Source organism: Streptomyces sp. NPDC052301 (assembly GCF_044593395.1).
In the GTDB taxonomy this organism is placed as follows: domain Bacteria; phylum Actinomycetota; class Actinomycetes; order Streptomycetales; family Streptomycetaceae; genus Streptomyces.
The window spans coordinates 257,575-279,780 of the sequence record NZ_JBIUBE010000009.1; the positions used below are offsets into that span (position 1 = coordinate 257,575).

General features: G+C 72.3%; 23 protein-coding genes. 8 read left to right on the top strand and 15 right to left on the bottom strand.

Translation table 11 applies throughout. The features are described from left to right. Positions 1-45 precede the first annotated feature (45 nt). Complete coding sequence (locus tag ACIHEJ_RS26250) at positions 46-1,353, bottom strand: MFS transporter (protein ID WP_400139077.1); 1,308 nt, start codon at positions 1,351-1,353, stop codon at positions 46-48. Positions 1,354-1,415: 62 nt separating this feature from the next. On the opposite strand from ACIHEJ_RS26250, the gene ACIHEJ_RS26255 reads away from it, so the two are divergent. Next, on the top strand, positions 1,416-2,378 hold the full coding sequence (locus ACIHEJ_RS26255) for a LysR family transcriptional regulator (RefSeq protein WP_400139078.1): 963 nt from the start codon (positions 1,416-1,418) through the stop codon (positions 2,376-2,378). A 24-nt stretch (positions 2,379-2,402) separates the two neighbouring features. Here the strand turns inward: ACIHEJ_RS26255 and ACIHEJ_RS26260 are convergent, their stop codons facing one another. Continuing rightward, positions 2,403-2,912 carry a hypothetical protein gene (locus tag ACIHEJ_RS26260; RefSeq protein WP_400139079.1) on the bottom strand — a complete coding sequence of 170 codons (510 nt, stop codon included), beginning with the start codon at positions 2,910-2,912 and terminating at the stop codon, positions 2,403-2,405. 92 nt (positions 2,913-3,004) lie between these two features. Further along, positions 3,005-3,766, bottom strand: coding sequence for a dienelactone hydrolase family protein (locus ACIHEJ_RS26265; protein WP_400139080.1), 762 nt, complete (start codon positions 3,764-3,766; stop codon positions 3,005-3,007). A gap of 124 nt (positions 3,767-3,890) precedes the next feature. Here ACIHEJ_RS26265 and ACIHEJ_RS26270 point away from each other — a divergent pair, with 124 nt between their 5' ends. Together ACIHEJ_RS26270 and ACIHEJ_RS26275 are read left to right on the top strand one after the other, a co-directional pair. Next, positions 3,891-5,078 (top strand): adenosine deaminase, encoded by a 1,188-nt coding sequence (locus ACIHEJ_RS26270; protein WP_400139081.1) that lies wholly within the window; start codon positions 3,891-3,893, stop codon positions 5,076-5,078. 152 nt (positions 5,079-5,230) lie between these two features. Further along, the gene (locus ACIHEJ_RS26275; RefSeq protein ID WP_400139082.1) at positions 5,231-5,626 is read left to right on the top strand and encodes an ATP-binding protein; all 396 of its coding nucleotides are present in this window, start codon (positions 5,231-5,233) and stop codon (positions 5,624-5,626) included. 83 nt (positions 5,627-5,709) lie between these two features. On the opposite strand, the gene ACIHEJ_RS26280 is transcribed toward ACIHEJ_RS26275, so the two are convergent. The 5 genes from ACIHEJ_RS26280 to afsQ1 form a co-directional block, all read right to left on the bottom strand. Continuing rightward, positions 5,710-5,910, bottom strand: coding sequence for a PspC domain-containing protein (locus ACIHEJ_RS26280; protein ID WP_400139083.1), 201 nt, complete (start codon positions 5,908-5,910; stop codon positions 5,710-5,712). An 82-nt stretch (positions 5,911-5,992) separates the two neighbouring features. Then, entirely contained in the window at positions 5,993-6,553 is a 561-nt protein-coding gene (locus ACIHEJ_RS26285; RefSeq protein WP_400139084.1) for a VanZ family protein, read from the bottom strand. Between the two features lie 95 nt (positions 6,554-6,648). After that, the gene (locus ACIHEJ_RS26290) at positions 6,649-7,251 is read right to left on the bottom strand and encodes a hypothetical protein (RefSeq protein ID WP_400139085.1); all 603 of its coding nucleotides are present in this window, start codon (positions 7,249-7,251) and stop codon (positions 6,649-6,651) included. Next, positions 7,248-8,852: an ATP-binding protein gene (locus ACIHEJ_RS26295; RefSeq protein WP_400139086.1), complete on the bottom strand. Its 1,605-nt coding sequence runs from the start codon at positions 8,850-8,852 to the stop codon at positions 7,248-7,250. The genes ACIHEJ_RS26290 and ACIHEJ_RS26295 overlap by 4 nt, the downstream gene beginning before the upstream one ends. Beyond that, on the bottom strand, positions 8,849-9,526 hold the full coding sequence (gene afsQ1, locus ACIHEJ_RS26300; RefSeq protein ID WP_106980762.1) for a two-component system response regulator AfsQ1: 678 nt from the start codon (positions 9,524-9,526) through the stop codon (positions 8,849-8,851). The genes ACIHEJ_RS26295 and afsQ1 overlap by 4 nt, the downstream gene beginning before the upstream one ends. Positions 9,527-9,757: 231 nt before the next feature. Here afsQ1 and ACIHEJ_RS26305 point away from each other — a divergent pair, with 231 nt between their 5' ends. Further along, positions 9,758-10,534 (top strand): SigE family RNA polymerase sigma factor, encoded by a 777-nt coding sequence (locus ACIHEJ_RS26305; RefSeq protein WP_400139087.1) that lies wholly within the window; start codon positions 9,758-9,760, stop codon positions 10,532-10,534. A 201-nt stretch (positions 10,535-10,735) separates the two neighbouring features. Here ACIHEJ_RS26305 and ACIHEJ_RS26310 read toward each other — a convergent pair whose 3' ends face one another. Next, positions 10,736-11,338: a uridine kinase gene (locus ACIHEJ_RS26310; protein WP_400139165.1), complete on the bottom strand. Its 603-nt coding sequence runs from the start codon at positions 11,336-11,338 to the stop codon at positions 10,736-10,738. A 159-nt stretch (positions 11,339-11,497) separates the two neighbouring features. Here ACIHEJ_RS26310 and ACIHEJ_RS26315 point away from each other — a divergent pair, with 159 nt between their 5' ends. Beyond that, a complete protein-coding gene (locus ACIHEJ_RS26315; RefSeq protein ID WP_400139088.1) occupies positions 11,498-11,902 on the top strand; it encodes a hypothetical protein in 405 nt (134 codons plus the stop codon). Between the two features lie 99 nt (positions 11,903-12,001). On the opposite strand, the gene ACIHEJ_RS26320 is transcribed toward ACIHEJ_RS26315, so the two are convergent. The 3 genes from ACIHEJ_RS26320 to deoC are packed head-to-tail and all read right to left on the bottom strand — an operon-like array spanning position 12,002 to position 15,280. Beyond that, the gene (locus ACIHEJ_RS26320) at positions 12,002-12,886 is read right to left on the bottom strand and encodes an aldehyde dehydrogenase family protein (protein ID WP_400139089.1); all 885 of its coding nucleotides are present in this window, start codon (positions 12,884-12,886) and stop codon (positions 12,002-12,004) included. Then, positions 12,879-14,315, bottom strand: a complete 1,437-nt coding sequence (locus tag ACIHEJ_RS26325; RefSeq protein WP_400139090.1) for an aldehyde dehydrogenase family protein — start codon at positions 14,313-14,315, stop codon at positions 12,879-12,881. Before ACIHEJ_RS26325 ends, ACIHEJ_RS26320 begins: the two co-directional genes overlap by 8 nt. A 5-nt stretch (positions 14,316-14,320) precedes the next feature. Then, the gene (deoC, locus tag ACIHEJ_RS26330) at positions 14,321-15,280 is read right to left on the bottom strand and encodes a deoxyribose-phosphate aldolase (protein WP_400139091.1); all 960 of its coding nucleotides are present in this window, start codon (positions 15,278-15,280) and stop codon (positions 14,321-14,323) included. A gap of 136 nt (positions 15,281-15,416) precedes the next feature. Here deoC and ACIHEJ_RS26335 point away from each other — a divergent pair, with 136 nt between their 5' ends. Then, positions 15,417-16,130 (top strand): PH domain-containing protein, encoded by a 714-nt coding sequence (locus ACIHEJ_RS26335; RefSeq protein WP_400139092.1) that lies wholly within the window; start codon positions 15,417-15,419, stop codon positions 16,128-16,130. Between the two features lie 206 nt (positions 16,131-16,336). Here ACIHEJ_RS26335 and ACIHEJ_RS26340 read toward each other — a convergent pair whose 3' ends face one another. The 3 genes from ACIHEJ_RS26340 to ACIHEJ_RS26350 form a co-directional block, all read right to left on the bottom strand. Continuing rightward, positions 16,337-17,983: a phospho-sugar mutase gene (locus ACIHEJ_RS26340; protein ID WP_400139093.1), complete on the bottom strand. Its 1,647-nt coding sequence runs from the start codon at positions 17,981-17,983 to the stop codon at positions 16,337-16,339. A gap of 113 nt (positions 17,984-18,096) precedes the next feature. Further along, positions 18,097-18,921, bottom strand: coding sequence for a purine-nucleoside phosphorylase (locus tag ACIHEJ_RS26345; RefSeq protein ID WP_400139094.1), 825 nt, complete (start codon positions 18,919-18,921; stop codon positions 18,097-18,099). Positions 18,922-19,072: 151 nt separating this feature from the next. After that, entirely contained in the window at positions 19,073-19,510 is a 438-nt protein-coding gene (locus ACIHEJ_RS26350) for a gamma-glutamylcyclotransferase (RefSeq protein WP_400139095.1), read from the bottom strand. 96 nt (positions 19,511-19,606) lie between these two features. Between ACIHEJ_RS26350 and ACIHEJ_RS26355 the strand changes: the two genes are divergently transcribed. After that, on the top strand, positions 19,607-21,055 hold the full coding sequence (locus ACIHEJ_RS26355; protein ID WP_400139096.1) for an NAD(P)H-quinone dehydrogenase: 1,449 nt from the start codon (positions 19,607-19,609) through the stop codon (positions 21,053-21,055). Positions 21,056-21,221: 166 nt separating this feature from the next. Further along, positions 21,222-22,151 carry a DeoR/GlpR family DNA-binding transcription regulator gene (locus ACIHEJ_RS26360; protein WP_400139097.1) on the top strand — a complete coding sequence of 310 codons (930 nt, stop codon included), beginning with the start codon at positions 21,222-21,224 and terminating at the stop codon, positions 22,149-22,151. Positions 22,152-22,206 lie beyond the last annotated feature (55 nt).

Consider the following 22,206-nt stretch of genomic DNA (forward strand, 5'->3'; position numbering starts at 1 on the left):
CGGGCCCGCATGCCCGTACCCCGCACCCGCCCTCGGCGCAGCCGCTCAGTGTGCCGGGACCGGCTCCCGCCGCGCCTGGGCGCGGGCCGCCCGGGTGCCGAGGAGCGTGATGGTCACGACGCCGAGGACCGCGAGGACGCCGACGCCGACCGTGCCGGCCCAGCCGTCCGCGTGGAAGGCCGTCGCGCCGACCGTGCTGCCGACGCTGGAGCCGATGTAGTACGCCGACTGGTACAGCGCCGACGCCTGGGCGCGCCCGTGCGTGGCCGTCTTGCTGACCGCCGAGGAGGCCACCGCGTGGCCGGCGAAGAAGCCCGCCGTGATCAGCACCAGACCCAGCAGCACCAGGGGCAGCGAGTCGGCCAGGGAGAGCAGCAGACCCGCCGCCGTCGTGCCGCCCGCCAGGTACAGCGCGCCCCTGCGGCCGAGCCGGCCCACCAGACGGCCCGCGGCGGACGCGGACACCGTGCCCACCAGGTAGACCAGGAAGATCGAGCCGACGATGCCCTGCGGGAGCCCGAACGGCGCCCCCGTCAGCCGGTACCCGATCACCGTGTACACACCGCCGAACACCGTCATGAACAGCGCGCCGATCGCGTACAGGCGGCGCAGCAGCGGGTCGGAGAGATGGCCGCGGACCGTGTCCAGCAGGACCCGGGGCCGCAGCGAGCCCGCCGTGAAGTGCCGCGGGGCCGGCAGCAGCAGCCGGAAGGCGATCGCGCAGGCGACCGCGATGACGCCGATCACGCCGACCGCGGCCCGCCAGCCCCACTCCTGCGCCACCCAGCCGGTGATCACCCGGCCGCTCATGCCGCCGACGCTGTTGCCCGCGACGAACAGTCCGATCGCCGTGACCAGCGCCTTCGGCCGGACCTCCTCGGCCAGGTAGGCCTGCGCCGACGCCGGCAGACCGGCCAGCGCCGCGCCCTGCACCGCCCGCAGCACCACCAGCGCGCCGATCGACGGCGCGAAGGGCACCAGCAGCCCGACGGCCACCGCGACGGCCAGCGAGGCCGTCATCACCGTACGGCGGCCGAAGCGCTCCGACAGGGCGCTCATCGGCAGCACGAACAGGGCCAGTCCGCCGGTCGCGGCCGCCACGGTCCAGCTGGCCTCGCTCGCCGCCACCCCGAACTCGCCGGAGATCAGCGGCAGCAGGGCCTGCGTGGAGTACAGGAGGGCGAAGGTCGCGACTCCGGCGAGGAAGAGGGCGAAGCTCATCCGGCGGTAGCCGGGGCCGCCCGGAGTCATCCGCGTGTCGCGGTCGCGGGTGGAGTCGGACGCGGAGTCGAGGGCGGGGACGGGCGTGACGGCGTCCACGGTGGTGGACGCCCCGGTACTGGCGGGAGACATGCTTCGACCGTAGGTCCGGCCCTCTCATCCGTCCAATGCATGGATTCGCCATAATCGTTCCCATGGTGCATCAGCAGAGGTCACAGGCGCGGCTGTCACCGTCCGGTGACACAGAAGACATGAATGAGATGTCGAGGCTGCTCGCGCCCCGCCTCGCGTACTTCGCCGGCGTGGCCCGCACCGAGCACGTCACGCGGGCCGCCCACGAGATGAACGTCCCCCAGTCCACCCTGTCCCGGGCGATGGCCCGCCTGGAACAGGACCTGGGCGTGGACCTGTTCGCCCGGCACGGCCGTACGGTCTCCCTGACCACCGCCGGCCGCACCTTCTTCGCCTCCGTCGAGCGCGCCCTCGCCGAGATCGAGCGTGCCGTAGAGGAGGTCCGTGCCGATGCCGACCCGGCCACCGGCAAGGTCGCCTTCGGCTTCCTGCACACCATGGGCGCCGAAACGGTACCCGGCCTGCTGCACGCCTTCCGCGCCGACCACCCGCGCATCCGCTTCAGCCTGGTGCAGAACTACGGCGAGGCCATGCTGGAGCGGCTGCGCGCCGGCGAGCTGGACCTCTGCCTGACCTCACCGGTGCCGGACGCGCCCGACCTGGTCGCCCGCCGCCTGGACGAGCAGAAGCTCCGTCTGGTCGTCCCGGCCGACCACCGGCTGGCCGCCCGCCGCCGCGTCCGGCTGGCCGAGGCCGCGGACGAGACCTTCGTCACCCTGGAGCCGGGCTACGGCCTGCGCCGCATCTTCGACACCCTGTGCCACGAGGCGGGATTCCGGCCGAGGGTCGCCTTCGAGGGGGAGGAGGCGGAGACGCTGCGGGGCCTGGTGGCGGCCGGTCTCGGGGTCGCCCTGCTGCCACCGCCGACGGTTCCCCGCCCGGGAGTGGTGGAGCTGACGGTCACCGCGCCCCGGGCGGCCCGCGAGATCGGCGTCGCCTGGCTGGCCGACCGCCCGGACACACCCCCGGTGGCGGCCTTCAAGGGGTTCCTGCTGTCCCGCCGGGGGAACCTGCTGCCCGCCTGACCGCCTGGCATGAGGGACAGCAGGTCAGCCGCACTCGGGGCAGTCGGTCAGCGGTGGCGGCCCGGGGAACGTCCTGTTGCCGTCCAGCCGGTCCGTCAGCCACTCCGCCAAGGTGAACCGTTCGGGGAAGAAACAGTGCCGCTCGCAGCGGGCGCTCGGCTCCCACCCCCGCATGCGGCCCTGCGGCGTGCTGAAGCCGCAGAACCACCAGACCGCGCAGCCGAGCGTCACCAGCGGCACGGTGTGGCGGGGCGGGTACGGGGCCTGCAGCCCGGAGTCCTCGAAGCCGCGGGCCAGTTGCAGGAGCGACTCCTCGTCGCTGTACCAGCGCCCCGTGCCGGTCAGGGACACGACCCGGAGGTCCGGACCGAAGCCGCCGTCGGCGACCTCGACGTACAGCCGTCGCAGCAGGCCGGGCACGGGCCGTCCGACGAGGGCTTCCAGCTCCGTCACCGCCTCGGAAGGCGCAGGTGGCGGCAGCCGGTGCTCCCTCGCGAGGACGCGAACCCGCTCGACGATCCCGTCATCGGTCACCGGACGGTGATCGAGCCACGCCGTCCGTCCACCGCCGGCGGGCCGCCCTGTCCACCGCCGGCCGCACGCCCTGTTCACGGCCGCCCGCCCGCCTACCGACCCAGCGACCGTCCGAACCCCGCCGCCAGCGGCATCCGCAGCCCGATCGGCGGTGGCGCGGCCAGCGCGTCCTCCACGGGCCGGGACACCGTGTGGCCGAACAGCGCCCCCATCACGAAGTCCTTCGACAGACAGAGCACTTCGTCCCGGTACCCGTGCAACCCGTGGCCGTCGGAGTGCACTTCGAACCGGCACACCTCCCGGTTCGCCTTCTTCGCCCGCGCGGCGAACCGGAACGACAGCTCGGGGTCGGTCCGCTCGTCGTTCGTGCCGTGCACGATCAGCACCCGCCGTCCCGCCAGCTGCTTCACCGGCTCGGCGGGGGCGGCGACATCCTCCTCGGGCAGCCAGGGGGCCAGTGCGACCACCGAGTTCACCGCCTCGTGCCCGCCCGCCCGCAGCGCCGCGCGCCCGCCCATGCCCACACCGGCCAGGCACACGGGCACGTCCCCGTAGCGGCGTACGACCTCGTCCGCGGCCCACTCCGCGTCCCCGGCCAGATGCGCCTCGCTGCCGTTCCAGCCCCGGAAGCGGTAGTGGACGGTGTGCACGGCCAGCCCCTCCTCCCGGCCCGCGCGGGCGAGGCGGCGGCCCAGGGAGCGGACGGAGGCCGTCGCCCACACGGGGGACGGCCGGCGGGCGGACACCTCCTCCCCGCCGGGGAGCAGCAGCACCGCTCCGCTGACCGACGTCGGCTCCGGGCCGAGTGCCTTTCCCAGCCTGGCCGTTCGGACCGGCGTCGCTTGCTGTCCCATGACAGAACAGTGTCAGAAGGAGCGGTGTACCAAACCCGTACGTGCGGTCACCGTTGCGTATCGACGGAAAAGTCCGGCCACGGAATCAGGCGCCCTCTACGCGCGTAGGCGTTACAGTGCGGAAATGACGAGCCAGACTGCACCTACGGGGACCGTCCAGGCGACCGCCCCGGCGCACGTCCCGACGGCGGACCAGATCCGCCGGGCGCCCAAGGTTCTGCTGCACGATCATCTCGACGGCGGACTGCGCCCGCGCACCGTCGTCGAACTCGCCCACGAGACCGGCTACTCGGACCTCCCCGAGACCGACCCGGAGAAGCTGGGCATCTGGTTCCGCGAGGCCGCCGACTCCGGCTCGCTGGAACGGTACCTGGAGACCTTCCGGCACACCGTCGGCGTGATGCAGACCCGGGAGGCCCTGGTCCGGGTCGCCCGGGAGTGCGCCGAGGACCTCGCCGCGGACGGGGTCGTCTACGCGGAGGTGCGGTACGCGCCCGAACAGCACCTGGAGGGCGGGCTCGGCCTCGAGGAGGTCGTGGAGGCCGTCAACGAGGGGTTCCGGGAGGGCGAGCGGCTCGCCCGGGAGGACGGCCGGCGGATCCGGGTCGGCGCGCTGCTGACCGCCATGCGGCACGCGGCCCGCTCCCTGGAGATCGCCGAACTGGCCAACCGCCACCGCGACTGCGGTGTCGTCGGCTTCGACATCGCCGGTGCCGAGGCCGGCTACCCGCCCACCCGGCACCTCGACGCCTTCGAGTACCTGAAGCGGGAGAACAACCACTTCACCATCCACGCCGGCGAGGCCTTCGGGCTGCCGTCCATCTGGCAGGCGCTGCAGTGGTGCGGCGCCGACCGGCTCGGGCACGGCGTGCGGATCATCGACGACATCGAGGTCCGGGAGGACGGCTCGGTGCGGCTCGGCCGGCTGGCGTCGTACGTCCGGGACAAGCGGATCCCGCTGGAGCTGTGCCCCAGCTCCAACCTGCAGACGGGGGCCGCGCCCTCCTACGCCGAGCATCCGATCGGGCTGCTGCGCCGGCTGCACTTCCGGGCCACGGTGAACACGGACAACCGGCTGATGTCGCACACGAGTATGAGCGCGGAATTCGAGCATCTCGTCGAGGCGTTCGGTTACACGCTCGATGATCTGCAGTGGTTCTCCGTCAATGCGATGAAATCAGCGTTCATTCCTTTCGATGAACGACTTGCGATGATCAATGACGTCATCAAGCCCGGGTATGCAGAGCTAAAGTCCGAATGGCTGTTCCGGCAGACGGCTTCCACCAGCGGTTCTTCCGGATCGGACGGGTGACGGCGGCACATGGGTGGGTACGGAATGCGGACGCCTTTTCACGCGGCGTCCGCATTTCGGTGTTTGCGGCGGGCGGCTCGCCATGTTTACGGTCATGAACCGCTCGGATCGTTTGTGATCACCCGTCTCCGCAATCCAAGGACGCATTCACCATGAAGCAGTCTGCTGCCAAGACCCTGGGTGTCGCCGCCCTCGGTGCCGCCATCGCCGCCGTCGGTGCGGGCGCGGCCAACGCGGCCACGGCCCTGCCGGACGCCGGCCAGGCCACCCAGGCCCTGGACGGCGTCACCGGGACGCTGCCGGCCGGGAACGTCGCCAAGGCGCTGCCGGCCGGGAACGTCGCCAAGGCGCTGCCGGGCGCCGGCGAGGCGCTCGCTCAGGGGCAGGGTGCCGTGGGTTCCGGGCTCGCCGCGGCTCAGCCCTCCGTCCAGCAGGTGCTCGCCAACGGGCCGACCGCGCCGGTCAAGGGCCTGCTCGGCGGCCTGCCGGTGCAGAACACCGGCCTGCTCACGCACGGCGTGCCGGTGAACGGGATCCCGCTCGGCTGACACCGTCCGCCGCAGGCACACACCGCTGGGCCGCCCCGGAACCCTCCGGGAGCGCCCCAGCGGCGTCCGCGCGCGGTCCGTGCTCACCAGGCGGTGCGGGCCTTGTCCTCGGAGGGCAGCAGGATCCACAGCGCTATGTACACCAGGAACTGCGGGCCGGGCAGCAGGCAGGAGAGCAGGAAGATCACCCGCATCGTCGTCGCGGAGGTGCCGAAGCGCCGGGCCAGCGCGGCGCACACTCCGCCGATCATGCGGCCGTGGGTGGGGCGGGCAAGGGCAGTCATGTCGGCTCCTCCGTGGTGGTCCGTTCCGTCTGTCTTCCATCTGACGTCCACGGTACGGAGACGAAGGGGACGAAGCGTCGCTCTACGGGGCGATCCCGACCCTGGGAATCGTCGGGGTACGTCCCTGAGACAGCTCCTCCTGCACGGTGACCCGCCCGGCCCCGGCCCTCTCGCGCTCCTCCCGCCGCCGCAGCCGGACGCGGCCCGCCGGTACGACGGCCAGGTGGGCCAGGAGGACGCCCGTGGTGTTCAGCAGCACCGAGTCGATGTCCACGGCCCTGCCCGGGACACCGGTCTGCAGCAGGGCGATCCCGAGGGAGATCAGGGCGCCGGCGGCGGCCGTACGCAGGAGGGAGGAGATCGGGGAGACGGTGAGCCTGCCGTGCGCCATCGGCAGCAGCACACCCAGCGGGGCGAGCAGTGCGAGCCCCTCACCGAGGGGCCTGGCGGCGGCCGGCCAGCCCAGCGCCAGATCGGCCCGGATGCCGGCCAGCGGGTGCAGGTTGGGCGGCAGCACCCACGGCACGTCCAGGGGACGCAGCATCAGCCAGGCGACGAGGGTGAGGTGGGCGAGGAGGAGGACGCCTCCGGTCACCCGGATGCGGATCGCGGCGCTGCCGCCGACGGAGCCTTGACGCTGCACGCCCCCCTAGACGCAACTCCGGTCACGATCGGTTCCGGGAGGGGACGTCTCGGGCGCCGGGTGTCCGCGGCCACGGCCGCCCGCGGGCGCCCCGGCTACTTGTTTGCGACGTCGCTCGACGGCGGCTGGACGTTGCCCGGACGGTCCCGGACGGCGTCCGTGCACTCGTAGCGGCGCAAGGCGGTCCTGCCGGGGCCGCCCAGGATGACCGAGCCGTCGCCCTCCGTCGCCGCCGAGTCGGAGAGTGTGCACACCAGCTGGGCCAGGGCGTAGGAGGTGAGGCGGTTCGGGGCGGTGCTCAGGCGGAGCGCGTCCTCGGGGTCCTTGGGCCCCGGCCCGGCCACGCTCAGGCCGCCCGGCACGTACGTCGTGTAGCCCGCGGAGCGCTCCGCGGACGACGGCGACGCGGCGAGCTGGTCCAGCAGGCCCTGCGCCACGATGACCCGGCGCCGGGCGTCGGGCGTGCCCTCCGGCACCGGCACCGTCCGGTCGACGGTCACCAGGGACGCCCCGCACAGCAGGAAGACCTGCACGGGCACCCCGTGCGAGGACTGCGTGGACAGGTCGGGCCCGGTCAGCGAGCAGGGCACCCGCGAGGGTGCCGCACCGAAGTCGGTCGGCACCTGCGTGGCCCGGATGCCGCACCCGGTGAGCAGCGCGGCCAGGAGGGGCAGCGCCAACAGGCGTCGTACGGTCATGACCCCTCCTTCCCCGAACTGTCGTCGTCGGTCTTGTCGTCGTTCCTCGTCCTGTCCCGCTCCGCGTCGCCCGCCTCCTCCGTCAGCCGTGAGGCGTCCCGGGGCAGTCGCAGGGTGAAGACCGCGCCACCCTCGGGGGAGTTGGCCGCGGTGATCTCACCGCCGTGGATGTGGGCGTTCTCCAGGGCGATGGACAGGCCCAGTCCGCTCCCCTCGGAGCGGGGACGGGAGGCGCTCGCCTTGTAGAAGCGGTCGAAGACGTGCGGGAGGACGTCCTCCGGGATGCCCGGGCCGTGGTCACGGACGCGGATCACCACGTCGTCGTCGGCCACGCTCACCGACACCCGCACCGGCGAGCCGCCGTGCTTGAGCGCGTTGCCGATCAGGTTGGCCAGGATGACGTCCAGGCGGCGCGGGTCGAGGAGGGCGTGGATGCCGCGCTCGGCGTCCAGCTCCACCGCGTCCAGCCAGGCCCGGGCATCGATGCAGGCGGTGATCTGGTCGGCGAGGTCGACGTCGTCCAGGACCAGCCGGGCGGTGCCCGCGTCGAAGCGGGTGACCTCCATCAGGTTCTCGACGAGGTCGTTCAGCCGCCGGGTCTCGCTGACCACCAGCCGGACCGCCGGTTCGATCATCGGGTCTATGCTGCCCGACTCGAACTCCAGCTCCTCCTCCAGCACCTCCGTCACGGCGGTGATGGCGGTGAGCGGCGTCCGCAGCTCGTGGCTCATGTCGGCGACGAACCGGCGGGACGCCTCGTCCCGCGCGGCCATCTCCGCGACCCGCTGTTCCAGCGCCTCGGCCGCGTTGTTGAACGTCCGGGAGAGGTCGGCGAGTTCGTCCGTGCCCGACACCCGCAGACGGGTGTCCAGCCTGCCCTCGCCCAGCCGCCTGGCGGCCACACCCAGCCGGTGCACCGGCTTCAGCACGGTCGTGGCGGCGGCCTGGGCGAGCAGCGCGGCCCCGATCAGCGCGAGGCCGGTGGCGATCCCCAGCGACCAGGCCAGCGAGTTCAGGTCCTTCTCCTCCGGCTCCAGGGACTTCGCCATGTAGCCGGTCGGGCCGCCGCCGATCACGCGCGTACCGGCCACCAGATACGGCGTGCCGTGGTCCACGACCCGCTGCCAGTACAGGTGGTACGGCTCCTCGTCGGAGTCGCTCACCTTCTGCTGCCGGTTCACCGCCGTACGCAGCGACGTGGGCACGTCCTCCAGCGCGAAGCCGTTGATGCCGCCCGAGTTGCCGTACACCGTCCGGCCGTCCGCGTCCTGGGCGACGAGCAGCACGCTGAAGCGCTGGCTGCTGCCGGCCATCTGCCCCGCGGTGCGCTGCAGTTCGTCCTGGGTGGGATGCACCGGCAGCGCGCCCGCGCGGTTCTGCATCTCCTGCCGGAAGTCGCGCAGCACCGCGTCCTGGGCGCGCGTGAGCACCGCCTCCCGGTTGAGCCAGTAGGCGATGCCCGACGCCGACACCGCGGCGGTGAGCGCGACCAGCGCGAAGACCACCACCAGGCGCAGCCTGAGGCTGGTGAACCTGAGCCGCGACAGACTTCCCTTGCGCCCCGCGGCCCAGCCGCGCAGCCCCCCTTGCGTGTCGGTCACTGAGGGGCGTCCAGGCGGTAGCCGACACCACGGACGGTGCGGATCAGGGTCGGGGACGAGGGCACGTCCTCGACCTTTGCGCGCAACCGCTGCACACACGCGTCCACCAGGCGTGAATCGCCCAGGTAGTCGTGCTCCCACACCAGCCGCAGCAACTGCTGCCGGGACAGCGCCTGCCCGGGCCGCCGGCTCAGCTCCAGCAGCAGCCTGAGCTCGGTCGGGGTCAGCTGCAGGTCCTCGCCGTTCTTCGTCACCGTCATCGCCGAGCGGTCGATGACCAGGTTGCCGAAGGTCGCCGAATCACTGGACTCGCGCTCCCCGCGACGCAGCACGGCCCGGATCCGGGCGTCCAGCACCCGGCCCTGGACGGGTTTGACGACGTAGTCGTCGGCTCCCGACTCCAGCCCGACCACCACGTCGATGTCATCACTGCGCGCGGTCAGCAGGATGATCGGCAGCTGGTCGGTGCGCCGGATGCGCCGGCACACCTCGAACCCGTCGATGCCGGGCAGCATGACATCCAGCACGATCAGGTCCGGGCGCTGCTCGCGCAGCAGCTTCAGACCGTCCTCGCCGCTGGCAGCGGTGGCCACCCGGTGTCCCTGGCGCGTCAGGGAGAGCTCCAGGGCCGTACGGATGGCGTCGTCGTCCTCGATCAGCAACAGGGAAGGCACGCGCTCATTCTGGCCCATGGACGGGGTGTCGTACGACCTGTCGGCACCAGACCCTCCCTACCGCCACCACCTGTGCACCAGCTGTGACGACACTGGCCCGGACCCCTGTGACAGGTCTGTGACAGTCGGCGGACACCGCCATGAAGGTCACTCGGCAAGCTTTTCGGCACAGGCGGGAAAGCGACGCCGAGCAAGGCCGAAGCACCGGAAGTCCACGACGGGGAGCGCGAGATGAACACGCTGCACAGCATCAGCACCAGCGCAGTGGTCACGCGTCTGCACGACGTGCACCGGGGTTCCGAGAAGTCCGGTGCCGATGGGGGTCCCTCCCGCGCGAGCGCGTTCGAGCGTGGGGGAGGGCGGGGGTGCGCTCGCGGTACCGGGCGTCAGCACCCGGCGTACATGTCGGTGGTTGACGCGCACACGGGGGAAACGCACGGGGGAGCCGCGTACGGGGAGGACTCGGGGGAGCGGCGCCGTTCCCTGTCGGAGGCGGAGTTCACCGCCTACGTCCAGGAGCGCCGCGCCTCCCTGTACGCCACCGCCTACCACCTGACCGGTGACCGCTTCGAGGCCGAGGACCTGCTGCAGAGCGCGCTGTTCTCGACGTACAGGGCCTGGGACCGGATCAGCGACAAGGCGGCGGTCGGCGGATACCTCCGCCGCACCATGACGAACCTGCACATCAGCGCCTGGCGGCGCCGCAAGCTCAACGAGTACCCGACCGAGGAACTGCCGGAGACGCCCGGCGAGACGGACGCGATGCGCGGCACCGAGCTGCGCGCGGTCCTGTGGCAGGCGCTCGCCCGGCTGCCCGAACTCCAGCGCACGATGCTGGTCCTGCGCTACTACGAGGGCCGCACCGACCCGGAGATCGCGGACATCCTCGGCATCAGTGTCGGCACGGTGAAGTCCAGCATCTGGCGGTCGCTCCGCCGGCTGCGCGAGGACGAGGCCCTCAGCTTCGGCCGTGACGAGGAGGACGCCTTCGGCGAACTGGTCGCCTGAGGGCAGGGGGTCACCGGGGGGTGACCCCTAGGGGGGACAACGGGGGGCCACTGGGGGGTGGCCCCCACGGGGGAATCGGGGGTGAGGGGGGAACGGGGGCAACACGGGGGAGCAACAGGGCGGGACTGGAGGACCGGGGGGTCCGTCCAGTCCCGCTTTTCCGTATGTCCCTGTCTCCGTACGTCCCTTTTCCGTACGTCCCTACGCCGGTGTCTGCTGCCGCGTCTGACGCCCCGCCGCCGCTGCCGCCAGCCGGCCCAGCGCCTCGTCGCGGTCGCAGGGATGCGCGCCCAGGGACACCTGGCGGGTGACGATCGAGCGCTCCGCGCGCATCAGCCGCCAGCCGCGGCGCAGCAGGAACGGCACCGACTTGCGGCCCTCCCGCAGATCCCGCAGGAAGCGACGCCGGAAGGTGGTGACCGGACCCCGGCTCAGACACAGCGCGTCCGCCAGGACGCCCCGTTCACGGCAGCGTTCGACGATCTCCGCGGCGAAGATGCCCTCCGCGATGAACAGCGGGGTACGGCCGATGTGCAGCGTCTCCTCGCCGGTACGGGCGCTCAGCGAGAGGTCGTACACCGGCACCGGCGTCGACCCCGTGGCGCACAGCCGGGCGATGGCCTCGACCGCGACGTCCGCGTCCCAGGACTCCGGGTGGTCCCAGTCGATGTCCGAACTCCCCTGCACCAGGGGCAGAGTCGGGTCGCCGGCCTCCTTGTAGAAGTCGTCCAGGCGCAGCACGGGGAGCCCGGAACGGGCGGCGACGAGGGACTTGCCCGAGCCCGAGGGGCCGCACAGCAGCACGACACGGGCGGGCGACGGGAGATGAATGCTCACGGAACACCAGTTTGACGTATGGGGGGCCGCCTGCCGACCCCGCGGGTCGGCTTTTGAGCGTGACTCCCGCCTCAACTACCCTGTGTGTCGTCCTCATTACCCTGCGCACCAGAAGGTGGCACCGCGATGGCCCGACACACCTCCTCCCAGCACCCCACCGCCCAGCGCGCCCTGATCGCCCTCGCGACCGCCGGAGCGGCCCTGGGCGCGGGCGCGGCGACGGCGCACGCGGACCCCGCCGCCTCGGTCGTGGACCTCCCCTGGCGGCCCACCTCGCTCGGCAGGACCGACCCGCAGGCGGGCCTGACGGCCCTCACCTCCGGCGTCGGCTACGTCACCGGCCCGGTCGCCGGCCTCAAGCCCAACCCGCTGGCGGGCACGGGCGTGGACCCCTTGAACAACGGCGTGGGCACGCAGGTGGCCGACTTCAAGCCGGTCGGCTCCCAGATGCTGACGGGCCCGGTGGCCGAGGCCCAGTCACTCGAGGCGGTACCGGTGGTGGGGCAGGTCCTGGGGACCCTGGGTCACTGACGAGGGACACGGGGCCGTGCCCGACGTGCGGCTCCACCGCGCGGGCGCGTCCGACGAGGCGCGCCCGCGCGGCGTACGACAGCCGTCAGCCGTCAGCCGTCAGTATGAAGAACCGGCCGCGCCCAGCGCGCCCGTCGGGTGCCACACCGTCTTCGTCTCCAGGAACGCCGTCATCCGGTCGATCCCCGGCGTCTCGAAGTGATCCACAGCCTGTGGACGCAGCACCCGCTTCAGATTGTCGGCCGCCGCGATCTCCAGTTCCTTCGCCAGCTCCTCGTCGGCGCCCGCGAGGTCGATCGCGTTGACGTCCTGGTGCGCCGCCAGCGGTGCCGCGATCTCCGCCGTACGACCGGACAGGACGTTGACCACGCCACCCGGCACGTCGGAGGTGGCCAGCACCTCGCCGAGGGAGAGGGCCGGCAGCGGAGCCTTCTCGGAGGCGATCACGACCGCCGTGTTGCCCGTGGCGATCACCGGGGCCACGACCGAGACCAGGCCCAGGAACGACGACTCCTGCGGGGCCACCACGGCCACCACACCCGTCGGCTCCGGGGAGGAGAGGTTGAAGAACGGCCCCGCGACGGGGTTCGCGCCGCCGATCACCTGGGCGATCTTGTCGGTCCAGCCGGCGTACCAGACCCAGCGGTCGACAGTCGCGTCCACGACCGCGGCGGCCTTCGACTTCGACAGGCCCTCCGCCTCGGCCACCTCGCGCACGAACTGCTCGCGGCGGCCCTCCAGCATCTCCGCGACCCGGTACAGGACCTGACCGCGGTTGTAGGCGGTCGCGCCGGACCAGCCGCCGAACGCCTTGCGCGCGGCCACGACCGCGTCACGGGCGTCCTTGCGGGAGGACTGCGGAGCGTTGGCCAGCCAGTTGCCCTTCGAGTCCGTCACCTCGTACACCCGGCCGCTCTCGGAACGCGGGAACTTCCCGCCGACGTACAGCTTGTAGGTCTTGAAGACGCTCAAACGGTCAGACATCGAGGTAAGCCTCCAGGCCGTGGCGGCCGCCCTCGCGGCCGAAGCCCGACTCCTTGAAGCCGCCGAACGGCGAGGTCGGGTCGAACTTGTTGAACGTGTTGGACCAGACGACGCCCGCGCGGAGCTTGCCGGCCACCGCCAGGATCCGCGAGCCCTTCTCGGTCCAGATGCCCGCCGACAGCCCGTACTGGGTGTTGTTGGCCTTGGCGACCGCCTCGTCCGGGGTGCGGAAGGTGAGGACCGACAGCACCGGGCCGAAGATCTCGTCGCGGGCGACGGTGTGCGCCTGGGTGACGTTCGTGAAGAGCGTCGGGGCGAACCAGTAGCCGGAGCTCGGCAGTTCGCAGGCCGGGGACCAGCGTTCGGCGCCCTCCGCCTCTCCCTGCTCGGCCAGCGCGGTGATCCGGGCCAGCTGCTCGGCGGAGTTGATCGCGCCGATGTCGGTGTTCTTGTCCAGCGGGTCGCCGAGGCGGAGCGTGGAGAGGCGGCGTTTGAGGGCGTCCAGCAGCTCGTCCTGGATCGACTCCTGCACCAGCAGGCGGCTGCCCGCGCAGCAGACCTGGCCCTGGTTGAAGAAGATGCCGGTCACGATGCCCTCGACGGCCTGGTCGATGGGGGCGTCGTCGAAGACGATGTTCGCGCCCTTGCCGCCCAGTTCGAGGGTGAGCTTCTTCTTCGTGCCCGCGACCGTGCGGGCGATCTCCTTGCCGACGGCCGTGGAGCCGGTGAAGGCGACCTTGTCGACGTCCGGGTGCGCGACCAGCGCGGCGCCCGCGTCGCCGTAGCCCGGGAGGATGTTGACGACACCCTTGGGCAGGCCCGCCTGGCGGCAGATGTCCGCGAAGAAGAGCGCGGAGAGCGGGGTGGTCTCGGCCGGCTTGAGGACGACCGTGTTGCCGGTCGCGAGCGCCGGGGCGATCTTCCACGCCAGCATCAGCAGGGGGAAGTTCCAGGGGATGACCTGGCCGGCCACGCCCAGAGGCTTCGGGTTCGCGCCGAACCCGGCGTGGCCGAGCTTGTCGGCCCAGCCCGCGTAGTAGAAGAAGTGCGCGGCGACCAGCGGGAGGTCCGCGTCGCGGGTCTCCTTGATCGGCTTGCCGTTGTCCAGCGTCTCCAGGACGGCCAGCTCGCGGCTGCGCTCCTGGATGATCCGGGCGATGCGGAACAGGTACTTGGCGCGCTCGGAGCCGGGCAGCGCCGACCACGTCTGGAAGGCCTTGCGGGCGGCCTTGACCGCGCGGTCGACGTCCGCCTCGCCGGCCTGGGCGACCTCGGAGAGGACCTCCTCGGTCGACGGGCTGACCGTCTTGAAGACCTTGCCGTCGGCCGCGTCCGTGAACTCGCCGTCGATGAACAGGCCGTACGAAGGGGCGATGTCGACGACCGAGCGGGACTCGGGCGCGGGTGCGTACTCGAATACGGAAGCCATGATGATCAGTCCACCGTCACGTAGTCGGGGCCGGAGTAGCGGCCGGTGGCCAGCTTCTGACGCTGCATGAGCAGGTCGTTCAGCAGCGAGGAGGCGCCGAAGCGGAACCAGTGGTTGTCCAGCCAGTCCGCGCCCGCGGTCTCGTTGACCAGGACCAGGAACTTGATGGCGTCCTTGCTGGTGCGGATGCCGCCGGCCGGCTTCACGCCGACCTGGACGCCGGTCTGGGCGCGGAAGTCGCGCACGGCCTCCAGCATCAGCAGGGTGTTGGCGGGGGTGGCGTTGACCGCGACCTTGCCCGTCGAGGTCTTGATGAAGTCGGCGCCCGCCAGCATGCCGAGCCAGCTCGCGCGGCGGATGTTGTCGTACGTCGACAGCTCGCCGGTCTCGAAGATGACCTTCAGCCGGGCGCTGTCCCCGCAGGCCGCCTTCACGGCGACGATCTCGTCGTACACCTTCAGGTACTTGCCGGCGAGGAACGCGCCCCGGTCGATGACCATGTCGATCTCGTCGGCGCCCGCGGCCACGGCGTCGCGGACGTCGGCCAGCTTCACCTCGAGGGCGGCACGGCCGGCCGGGAAGGCGGTGGCGACCGAGGCGACCTTCACGCCGGAGCCGGCGACGGCCTCCTTGGCGACGGCCACCATGTCGGGGTAGACGCAGACCGCGGCCGTGGTGGGGGCCGTGCGGTCGGTCGGGTCGGGAAGGACGGCCTTGGCGCCGAGCGCCCGGACCTTGCCCGGGGTGTCCGCGCCTTCCAGCGTCGTCAGGTCGACCATCGAGATGGCGAGGTCGATGGCGTAGGCCTTCGCGGTGGTCTTGATGGAACGGGTGCCGAGAGAGGCGGCGCGCGCCTCCAGGCCGACCGCGTCGACGCCGGGCAGCCCGTGCAGGAAGCGGCGCAGCGTGCTGTCGGACGCGGCGACGTCCGAGAGAGCGTGAGCTGTGGGTGCAGTGGTGGGCATGGTCACCAGACGAGCATATCTACGCGCGTAGCGGCTGTACACCCCGGGCGCTCGACTTCTCGCTGTCGATCACGGATGAGCGCCGGTTCCGGGGCGTGTGGCGGCACCGCGGCCGGCGTCGTGCAGAATCGGGGCCATGACGACCCCGGACCACCAGTCACCCGCGTCACAGCCTCCGGTACCCGGCGCCAAGGACCGGATCTACCGCTCGCCCATGGGGCTCGCCGGCGGCGTCCTGCTGCTCGCGGTCGTCGCCTGGCTGGGCATCGACGCGCTGATCAACGGCCACGGCCACGCCCCGTGGCTGGCGCTCGCCACGATGATCCTGGTGTTTCCGCTGGTCATCGCCTTCACCCTGCGCCCGGCGGTGTTCGCGGGCGAGGACCGGCTGCGGATCCGCAACCCCTTCCGCGTGATCACCCTGCCCTGGGGGGAGGTCGCCTCCCTGCGCTCCGGGTATTCCAACGAGGCCGTCGCGAAGTCGGGCACGAAGTACCAGCTGTGGTCCGTCCCCGTCTCCCTCCGGGCCCGCAAGAAGGCCGAGGCGCGCAAGGCACGGGTGGCGGCGGGCGCGGCCGGGGGCGGCGCCGGGCGCGGCCGTTTCGGGGGCCGGGGGCTCGGCGGCTTCGGCGGCCTCGGCGTCTTCGGCGCCGCCGGCGACACCGACGCGCCCAGCGGGCCGACCCGCGCCGAGACGGACCAGGTCATGGACGAGCTGCGGGAACTGCTGGAGCGGCGCGGCGAGGCGGAGTCGGCGCAGGGAGAGGTCACCGTGCGCTGGGCGTACGAGGTGATCGCACCGGCGGTGGCCGGAGCGGTCCTGCTGGCGATCCTCCTGGCCACAGTCTGACCCACCCACCGCTGCCCCCCGCCCCCGCCGCCCCTGGCGGCGGGGATCGGCAGATACGTTCCAGGGGCGGGACGACGAAGCACCAGGTCGGTGCCGATGGGCCGGGCGTGGGATGGAACGAATCCGCCGATCCCCGCCTGCCCGCCTGCCCGCCTGCCGCCCGGTGGGCGGCAGGCGGGCAGGGCAGCCCATCGATGTCGTACGGGTCAGATGCCGGCCGCCGCCGACAGGTCCCGCTTGATGGCCTCCAGCAGTTCCGTCGCGCGGGCGCGGGCCGACGGGAGGTCGGTGTGCGCGGGGGCCGGTACGACGACCTCCAGGTAGCACTTCAGCTTCGGCTCGGTGCCGCTCGGGCGGACGATCACACGGGCGCCGTCCAGCGTGTAGCGCAGGCCGTCCGTGGGCGGCAGTGTGTCCGTGCCCCGGGTGAGGTCCTCGGCGCGGGTGATGGGCAGACCGGCCAGCTCGGTCGGCGGCTGCTCGCGCAGGCGGCGCATCGCGTCCGCGATGAGGGACAGGTCCTGGACGCGCACCGAGAGCTGGTCGGTGGCGTGCAGGCCGTGCTCCACGGCGAGGTCGTCGAGGAGGTCGAGGAGGGTACGGCCCTCCTCCTTCAGGGCCGAGGCCAGCTCCGTGATCAGCAGGGCCGCCGTGATGCCGTCCTTGTCACGCACGCCCTCCGGGTCCACGCAGTAGCCGAGGGCCTCCTCGTAGCCGTAGCGCAGGCCGTCCACGCGGGCGATCCACTTGAAGCCGGTCAGGGTCTCCTCGTAGGGGAGGCCCGCCTTCTCGGCGATGCGGCCGAGGAGGGAGGAGGAGACGATCGACTCCGCGAAGGTGCCCTGCACGCCACGCCGGACCAGGTGCGCGCCGAGCAGCGCGCCCACCTCGTCGCCGCGCAGCATCCGCCAGTCCTCCCCGTCCTTCACGGCCGCCGCGCAGCGGTCCGCGTCGGGGTCGTTGGCGATGATCAGGTCCGGGTCGGTGGTGCGGGCCCGCGCGAACGCCAGGTCCATCGCCCCCGGCTCCTCCGGGTTCGGGAAGGCGACCGTCGGGAAGTCCGGGTCCGGCTCGGCCTGCTCCGCGACCAGCACCGGCTCGGGGAAGCCGGCGCGGGCGAAGGCGGCGAGGAGCACGTCCTTGCCGACGCCGTGCATGGCCGTGTAGACCGTGCGGGCGGTGCGGGGGGAGCCCGCGGCCAGGACGGCGTCCGTACGGGCCAGGTAGGCCTCCAGGACCGCGTCGTCCAGGGTCTGCCAGCCGGCGTCCGGACGCGGTACGTCGTGCAGGGAGGCGATCGCGTCGATCTCGGCGGCGATCCCCGCGTCGGCGGGCGGCACGATCTGGGAGCCGTCGCCGAGGTAGACCTTGTAGCCGTTGTCCCGGGGCGGGTTGTGGCTGGCGGTGACCTCCACGCCCGCGACCGCGCCCAGGTGCCTTATGGCGAAGGCCAGGACGGGGGTCGGCAGCGGGCGCGGGAGGACGGCCGCGCGCAGACCGGCGCCGGTCATCACGGCGGCGGTGTCGCGGGCGAAGTCGGCGGACTTGTGGCGGGCGTCGTAGCCGATGACGACCAGGCCGGCGCCGTCGTCCCCGTGCGGGGTCCCGTTCTTCTTCAGGTACGCGGCGAGGCCGGCGGCGGCGCGGATGACGACGCTGCGGTTCATGCGCATCGGGCCGGCGCCCAGCTCGCCCCGCAGGCCGGCGGTGCCGAACTGCAGCGTGCCGCTGAAGCGGGCGGACAGCTCCGCCGTGTCACCGGCGTCGATCAGCTTGGCCAGCTCGTCGCGGGTCTCCGTGTCGGGGTCCTCGGCGAGCCAGGCCTCGGCCCTGCTGATGAGATCGTCGTGCACCTTGGGATCAACCTCTCCTAGTCTTCGCTGGGGACCGGGCCCCAGACCCCCGTTCGCCCACCGGCCCGCCCGACTCGGCCGGCCGGGTGGTGGGCGGATGAGCCGGGCGCCGCTTACAGCTTGCCCAGCACCTGGCCCAGCAACTGCCCCATCCGCGCCGCCGAGTCGCGGCCCGCCTGGAGCACCTCCTCGTGGTTGAGGGGCTCGCCGGTCATGCCGGCCGCCAGGTTGGTGACCAGGGAGATGCCCAGCACCTCGGCGCCGGCCTCGCGGGCGGCGATGGCCTCGAGGACGGTGGACATGCCGACCAGGTCCGCGCCGATCACGCGGGCCATGCGGATCTCGGCCGGGGTCTCGTAGTGCGGGCCGGGGAACTGCGCGTAGACGCCCTCCTCCAGGGAGGGGTCGATCTCCTTGCACAGGGCGCGCAGGCGCGGGGAGTAGAGGTCCGTCAGGTCGACGAAGTTGGCGCCGACGATCGGCGAGGTCGCCGTCAGGTTGATGTGGTCGCTGATGAGGACCGGCTGGCCGGGGCGCATGCCCTCGCGCAGACCGCCGCAGCCGTTGGTCAGCACGATGGTCTTGCAGCCGGCGGCGACGGCGGTGCGGACGCCGTGGGAGACGGCGGCGACGCCACGGCCCTCGTAGTAGTGCGTGCGGCCCAGGAAGACCAGCGCGCGCTTGTCACCGAAGGAGTACGAGCGGATCTTGCCGCCGTGCCCCTCGACCGCCGGCGGCGGGAAGCCGGGCAGCTCGGTGACCTGGAACTCGGCGTCGGGTGCGCCCAGGGCGTCGACGGCCGGAGCCCAGCCGGAGCCCATCACGAGGGCGACGTCGTGGGTCTCGGCGCCGGTGAGTTCGCGCAGGCGCGCGGCGGCGGCGTCGGCGGCGGCGTACGGGTCGCCCTGGATGTCGTCCGGAAGAAGAGATGCGTTCACGCCGACGAGGGTAGCCGGTCTTCGCCTACGCGCGTAGATGACAGACCTCACGGGATTGAGATCGTTGTCTTGTCGTTTTCGACGAGAGGTCCCGCGACCGTCGCCGGGGCGGCCCCGACGGCTGTCGCCCGCGGCCACCGGGAGGAGCCCGTCAGCAGGGCCGTTTCCGCAGCTCCATGACGTAGTCGTGGGGCGCGCCCGCCGACTCGGCCGCGTCCGCGATCTCGCCCAGGTAGCGCGCCGAGGGCAGGCCGCCCTCGTAGGCGTTCAGGACGTACACCCAGGCCGGCTCCTCGCCGTCCAGTGTGTGCACGCGCACACGTGCCCGGCGGTAGAGGCCGAGGCCCACGCCCTCCCACCGGTCGAGCGACTCCTCGTCCATGGGGGCGATGTCGTACAGGCCGACGAAGACCTGGTCCAACGGGTCCTCGACGATCGTCGCCAGCGCGCCCTCCCAGCCCAGCTGCTCGCCGCCGAAGGTCAGCCGCCAGCCGTTCAGCCAGCCGGTGGCGCGCAGCGGGGAGTGCGGGGCGCGGCGGGACATCAGCCGGGCGTCGAGGTTGCCGGCGTACGCGGCATAGAGCGACATGGAGAGAGGGTACGGCAGGGGCGTGCCGGGTACCCCGTGCCCCGGAAGTGAGCCCCTGGCGCCCCCGGGCAGTAGCACCTTGAAGGGTGCGGGACAATGGAGTACGTGACTCGGATCGTGATCATCGGTGGCGGACCCGGCGGATACGAAGCGGCCCTGGTGGCCGCTCAGCTCGGCGCGGAGGTGACCGTCGTCGACTGCGACGGTCTGGGCGGAGCGTCGGTGCTGACCGACTGCGTGCCGTCGAAGACCCTTATCGCTACGGCCGAGGTGATGACCACCTTCGACTCCTCCTACGAGGAGCTGGGAATCATCGTCGCCGACGACACCCCGCCGCTGGAGCAGGCGGCCCGGGTGGTGGGAGTGGACCTCGGGAAGGTCAACCGGCGTGTGAAGCGGCTCGCGCTCGCCCAGTCCCACGACATCACCGCCTCCGTCACCCGCGCCGGCGCCCGGGTCATGCGCGGACGCGGCCGGCTCGACGGCATGCAGGGCCTCGACGGCTCCCGCAAGGTCGTCGTCACCGCCGCCGACGGCACCGAGGAGACCCTCACCGCCGACGCCGTCCTCATCGCCACCGGCGGTCACCCGCGCGAGCTGCCCGACGCCCAGCCCGACGGCGAGCGCATCCTGAACTGGACCCAGGTCTACGACCTCACCGAGCTGCCGGAAGAGCTGATCGTGGTGGGCTCCGGTGTGACCGGTGCCGAGTTCGCCGGCGCCTACCAGGCGCTGGGGTCGAAGGTCACGCTCGTGTCGTCGCGGGACCGCGTGCTGCCGGGTGAGGACCCGGACGCCGCCGCCGTGCTGGAGGACGTCTTCCGGCGCCGTGGCATGAACGTCATGGCCCGCTCCCGCGCGCAGTCCGCCAAGCGCGTCGGCGACCGGGTCGAGGTGGCGCTGGCCGACGGCCGGGTCATCAGCGGCTCGCACTGCCTCATGGCCGTCGGCGCCATCCCGAACAGCGCGGGACTGGGGCTGGAGGAGGCCGGGGTGAAGCTGCGTGACTCCGGGCACATCTGGACCGACAAGGTGTCCAGGACGACCGCTCCCGGCGTCTACGCGGCCGGTGACGTGACCGGTGTCTTCGCGCTCGCGTCGGTCGCCGCCATGCAGGGACGTATCGCCATGTACCACTTCCTGGGCGACGCGGTGGCCCCGCTCAACCTGAAGACGGTCTCCTCGAACGTCTTCACCGACCCCGAGATCGCGACCGTCGGCTACACGCAGGCGGACGTGGACGCGGGCAAGATCGACGCCCGGGTGGTGAAGCTGCCGCTGCTGCGCAACCCGCGCGCCAAGATGCAGGGCATCCGGGACGGCTTCGTGAAGATCTTCTGCCGGCCGGGCACGGGCATCGTCGTCGGCGGTGTCGTCGTCGCGCCGCGCGCCTCGGAACTGATCCACCCCATCTCGATCGCCGTCGACAACAATCTGACGGTCGAACAGATCGCGAACGCGTTCACGGTGTACCCCTCCCTTTCGGGGTCGATCGCGGAGGTGGCGCGGCAGCTGCACACGCGCAAGGCGGGCGCCGAGGTCTGACGGCCGATCCCGACTTCCCGCTGGTCACGGGGAGTTGTCGAGCATGCGTACGGCATAAGCGGGGAGAATAGGTCCTATACCACTTCCCGCTGTGCCGTGCGAACAACTTCTGTTATTCGGCGCAAACTGCTGAAACCAGACGGTCGCTGGGGTTACTGTCAGTTTCGTGTTCGCTGCTGAACGTCGCCAATTGATCCTCGAAATGGTGCGTGCGAACGGTGCCGTGTCGCTCCGTGAGCTCGCCCGCGTCGTCCAGACCTCCGAAGTGACCGTACGGCGGGACGTGCGGGCACTGGAGGCAGAAGGACTCCTCGACCGCCGGCACGGCGGTGCCGTACTGCCCGGTGGATTCACCCGCGAGTCGGGCTTTCCGCAGAAGTCCCATCTCGCGACCGCCGAGAAGACGGCCATCGCCGACCTCGCCGCGGGACTCGTCGAAGAAGGCGAGGCCATCGTCGTCGGCGCGGGTACCACCACGCAGGAGCTGGCCCGCCGGCTCGCACGGGTGCCCGGCCTGACCGTCGTCACCAACTCCCTACTCGTGGCCCAGGCGTTGGCCCACGCCAACCGGGTGGAGGTGGTGATGACCGGCGGCACCCTGCGCGGCTCCAACTACGCCCTCGTCGGCTCCGGTGCCGAACAGTCCCTGCAGGGGCTGCGGGTGTCCAAGGCCTTCCTGTCCGGGAGCGGGCTGACCGCCGAGCGCGGGCTCTCCACGTCCAACATGCTGTCGGCGTCCGTCGACCGGGCGCTGGTGCAGGCCGCCGCGGAGGTCGTGGTCCTCGCGGACCACACGAAGCTGGGGACGGACACGATGTTCCAGACCGTGCCGACGGACCTCATCACCCGGCTGGTCACCGACGAGCCGCCCGTCCACGACGACCGTGCCGCCACCGAGCTGCAGGCTCTCGCCGACCAGGGCGTGCAGATCGCCGTGGCCGGGGCGAACGGAGCCCCTGCGGGGGGTGAACAGGCCCCGGCGCGGCGCGCGTCCCTGCCGGGGCCTAGGCGGGGCGTGGCGCTCCGCTCCGGGGCGGGGTACGGGGAGCCGGCGGCGGCCGAGCGGGGGCGCGTCGCTGATCTGCGGCGACGGTAGCGACCCGGTCGGCCTGGGTGCCCCATCGCCGTAGGACCCGGGGTCTGTCGGGCGG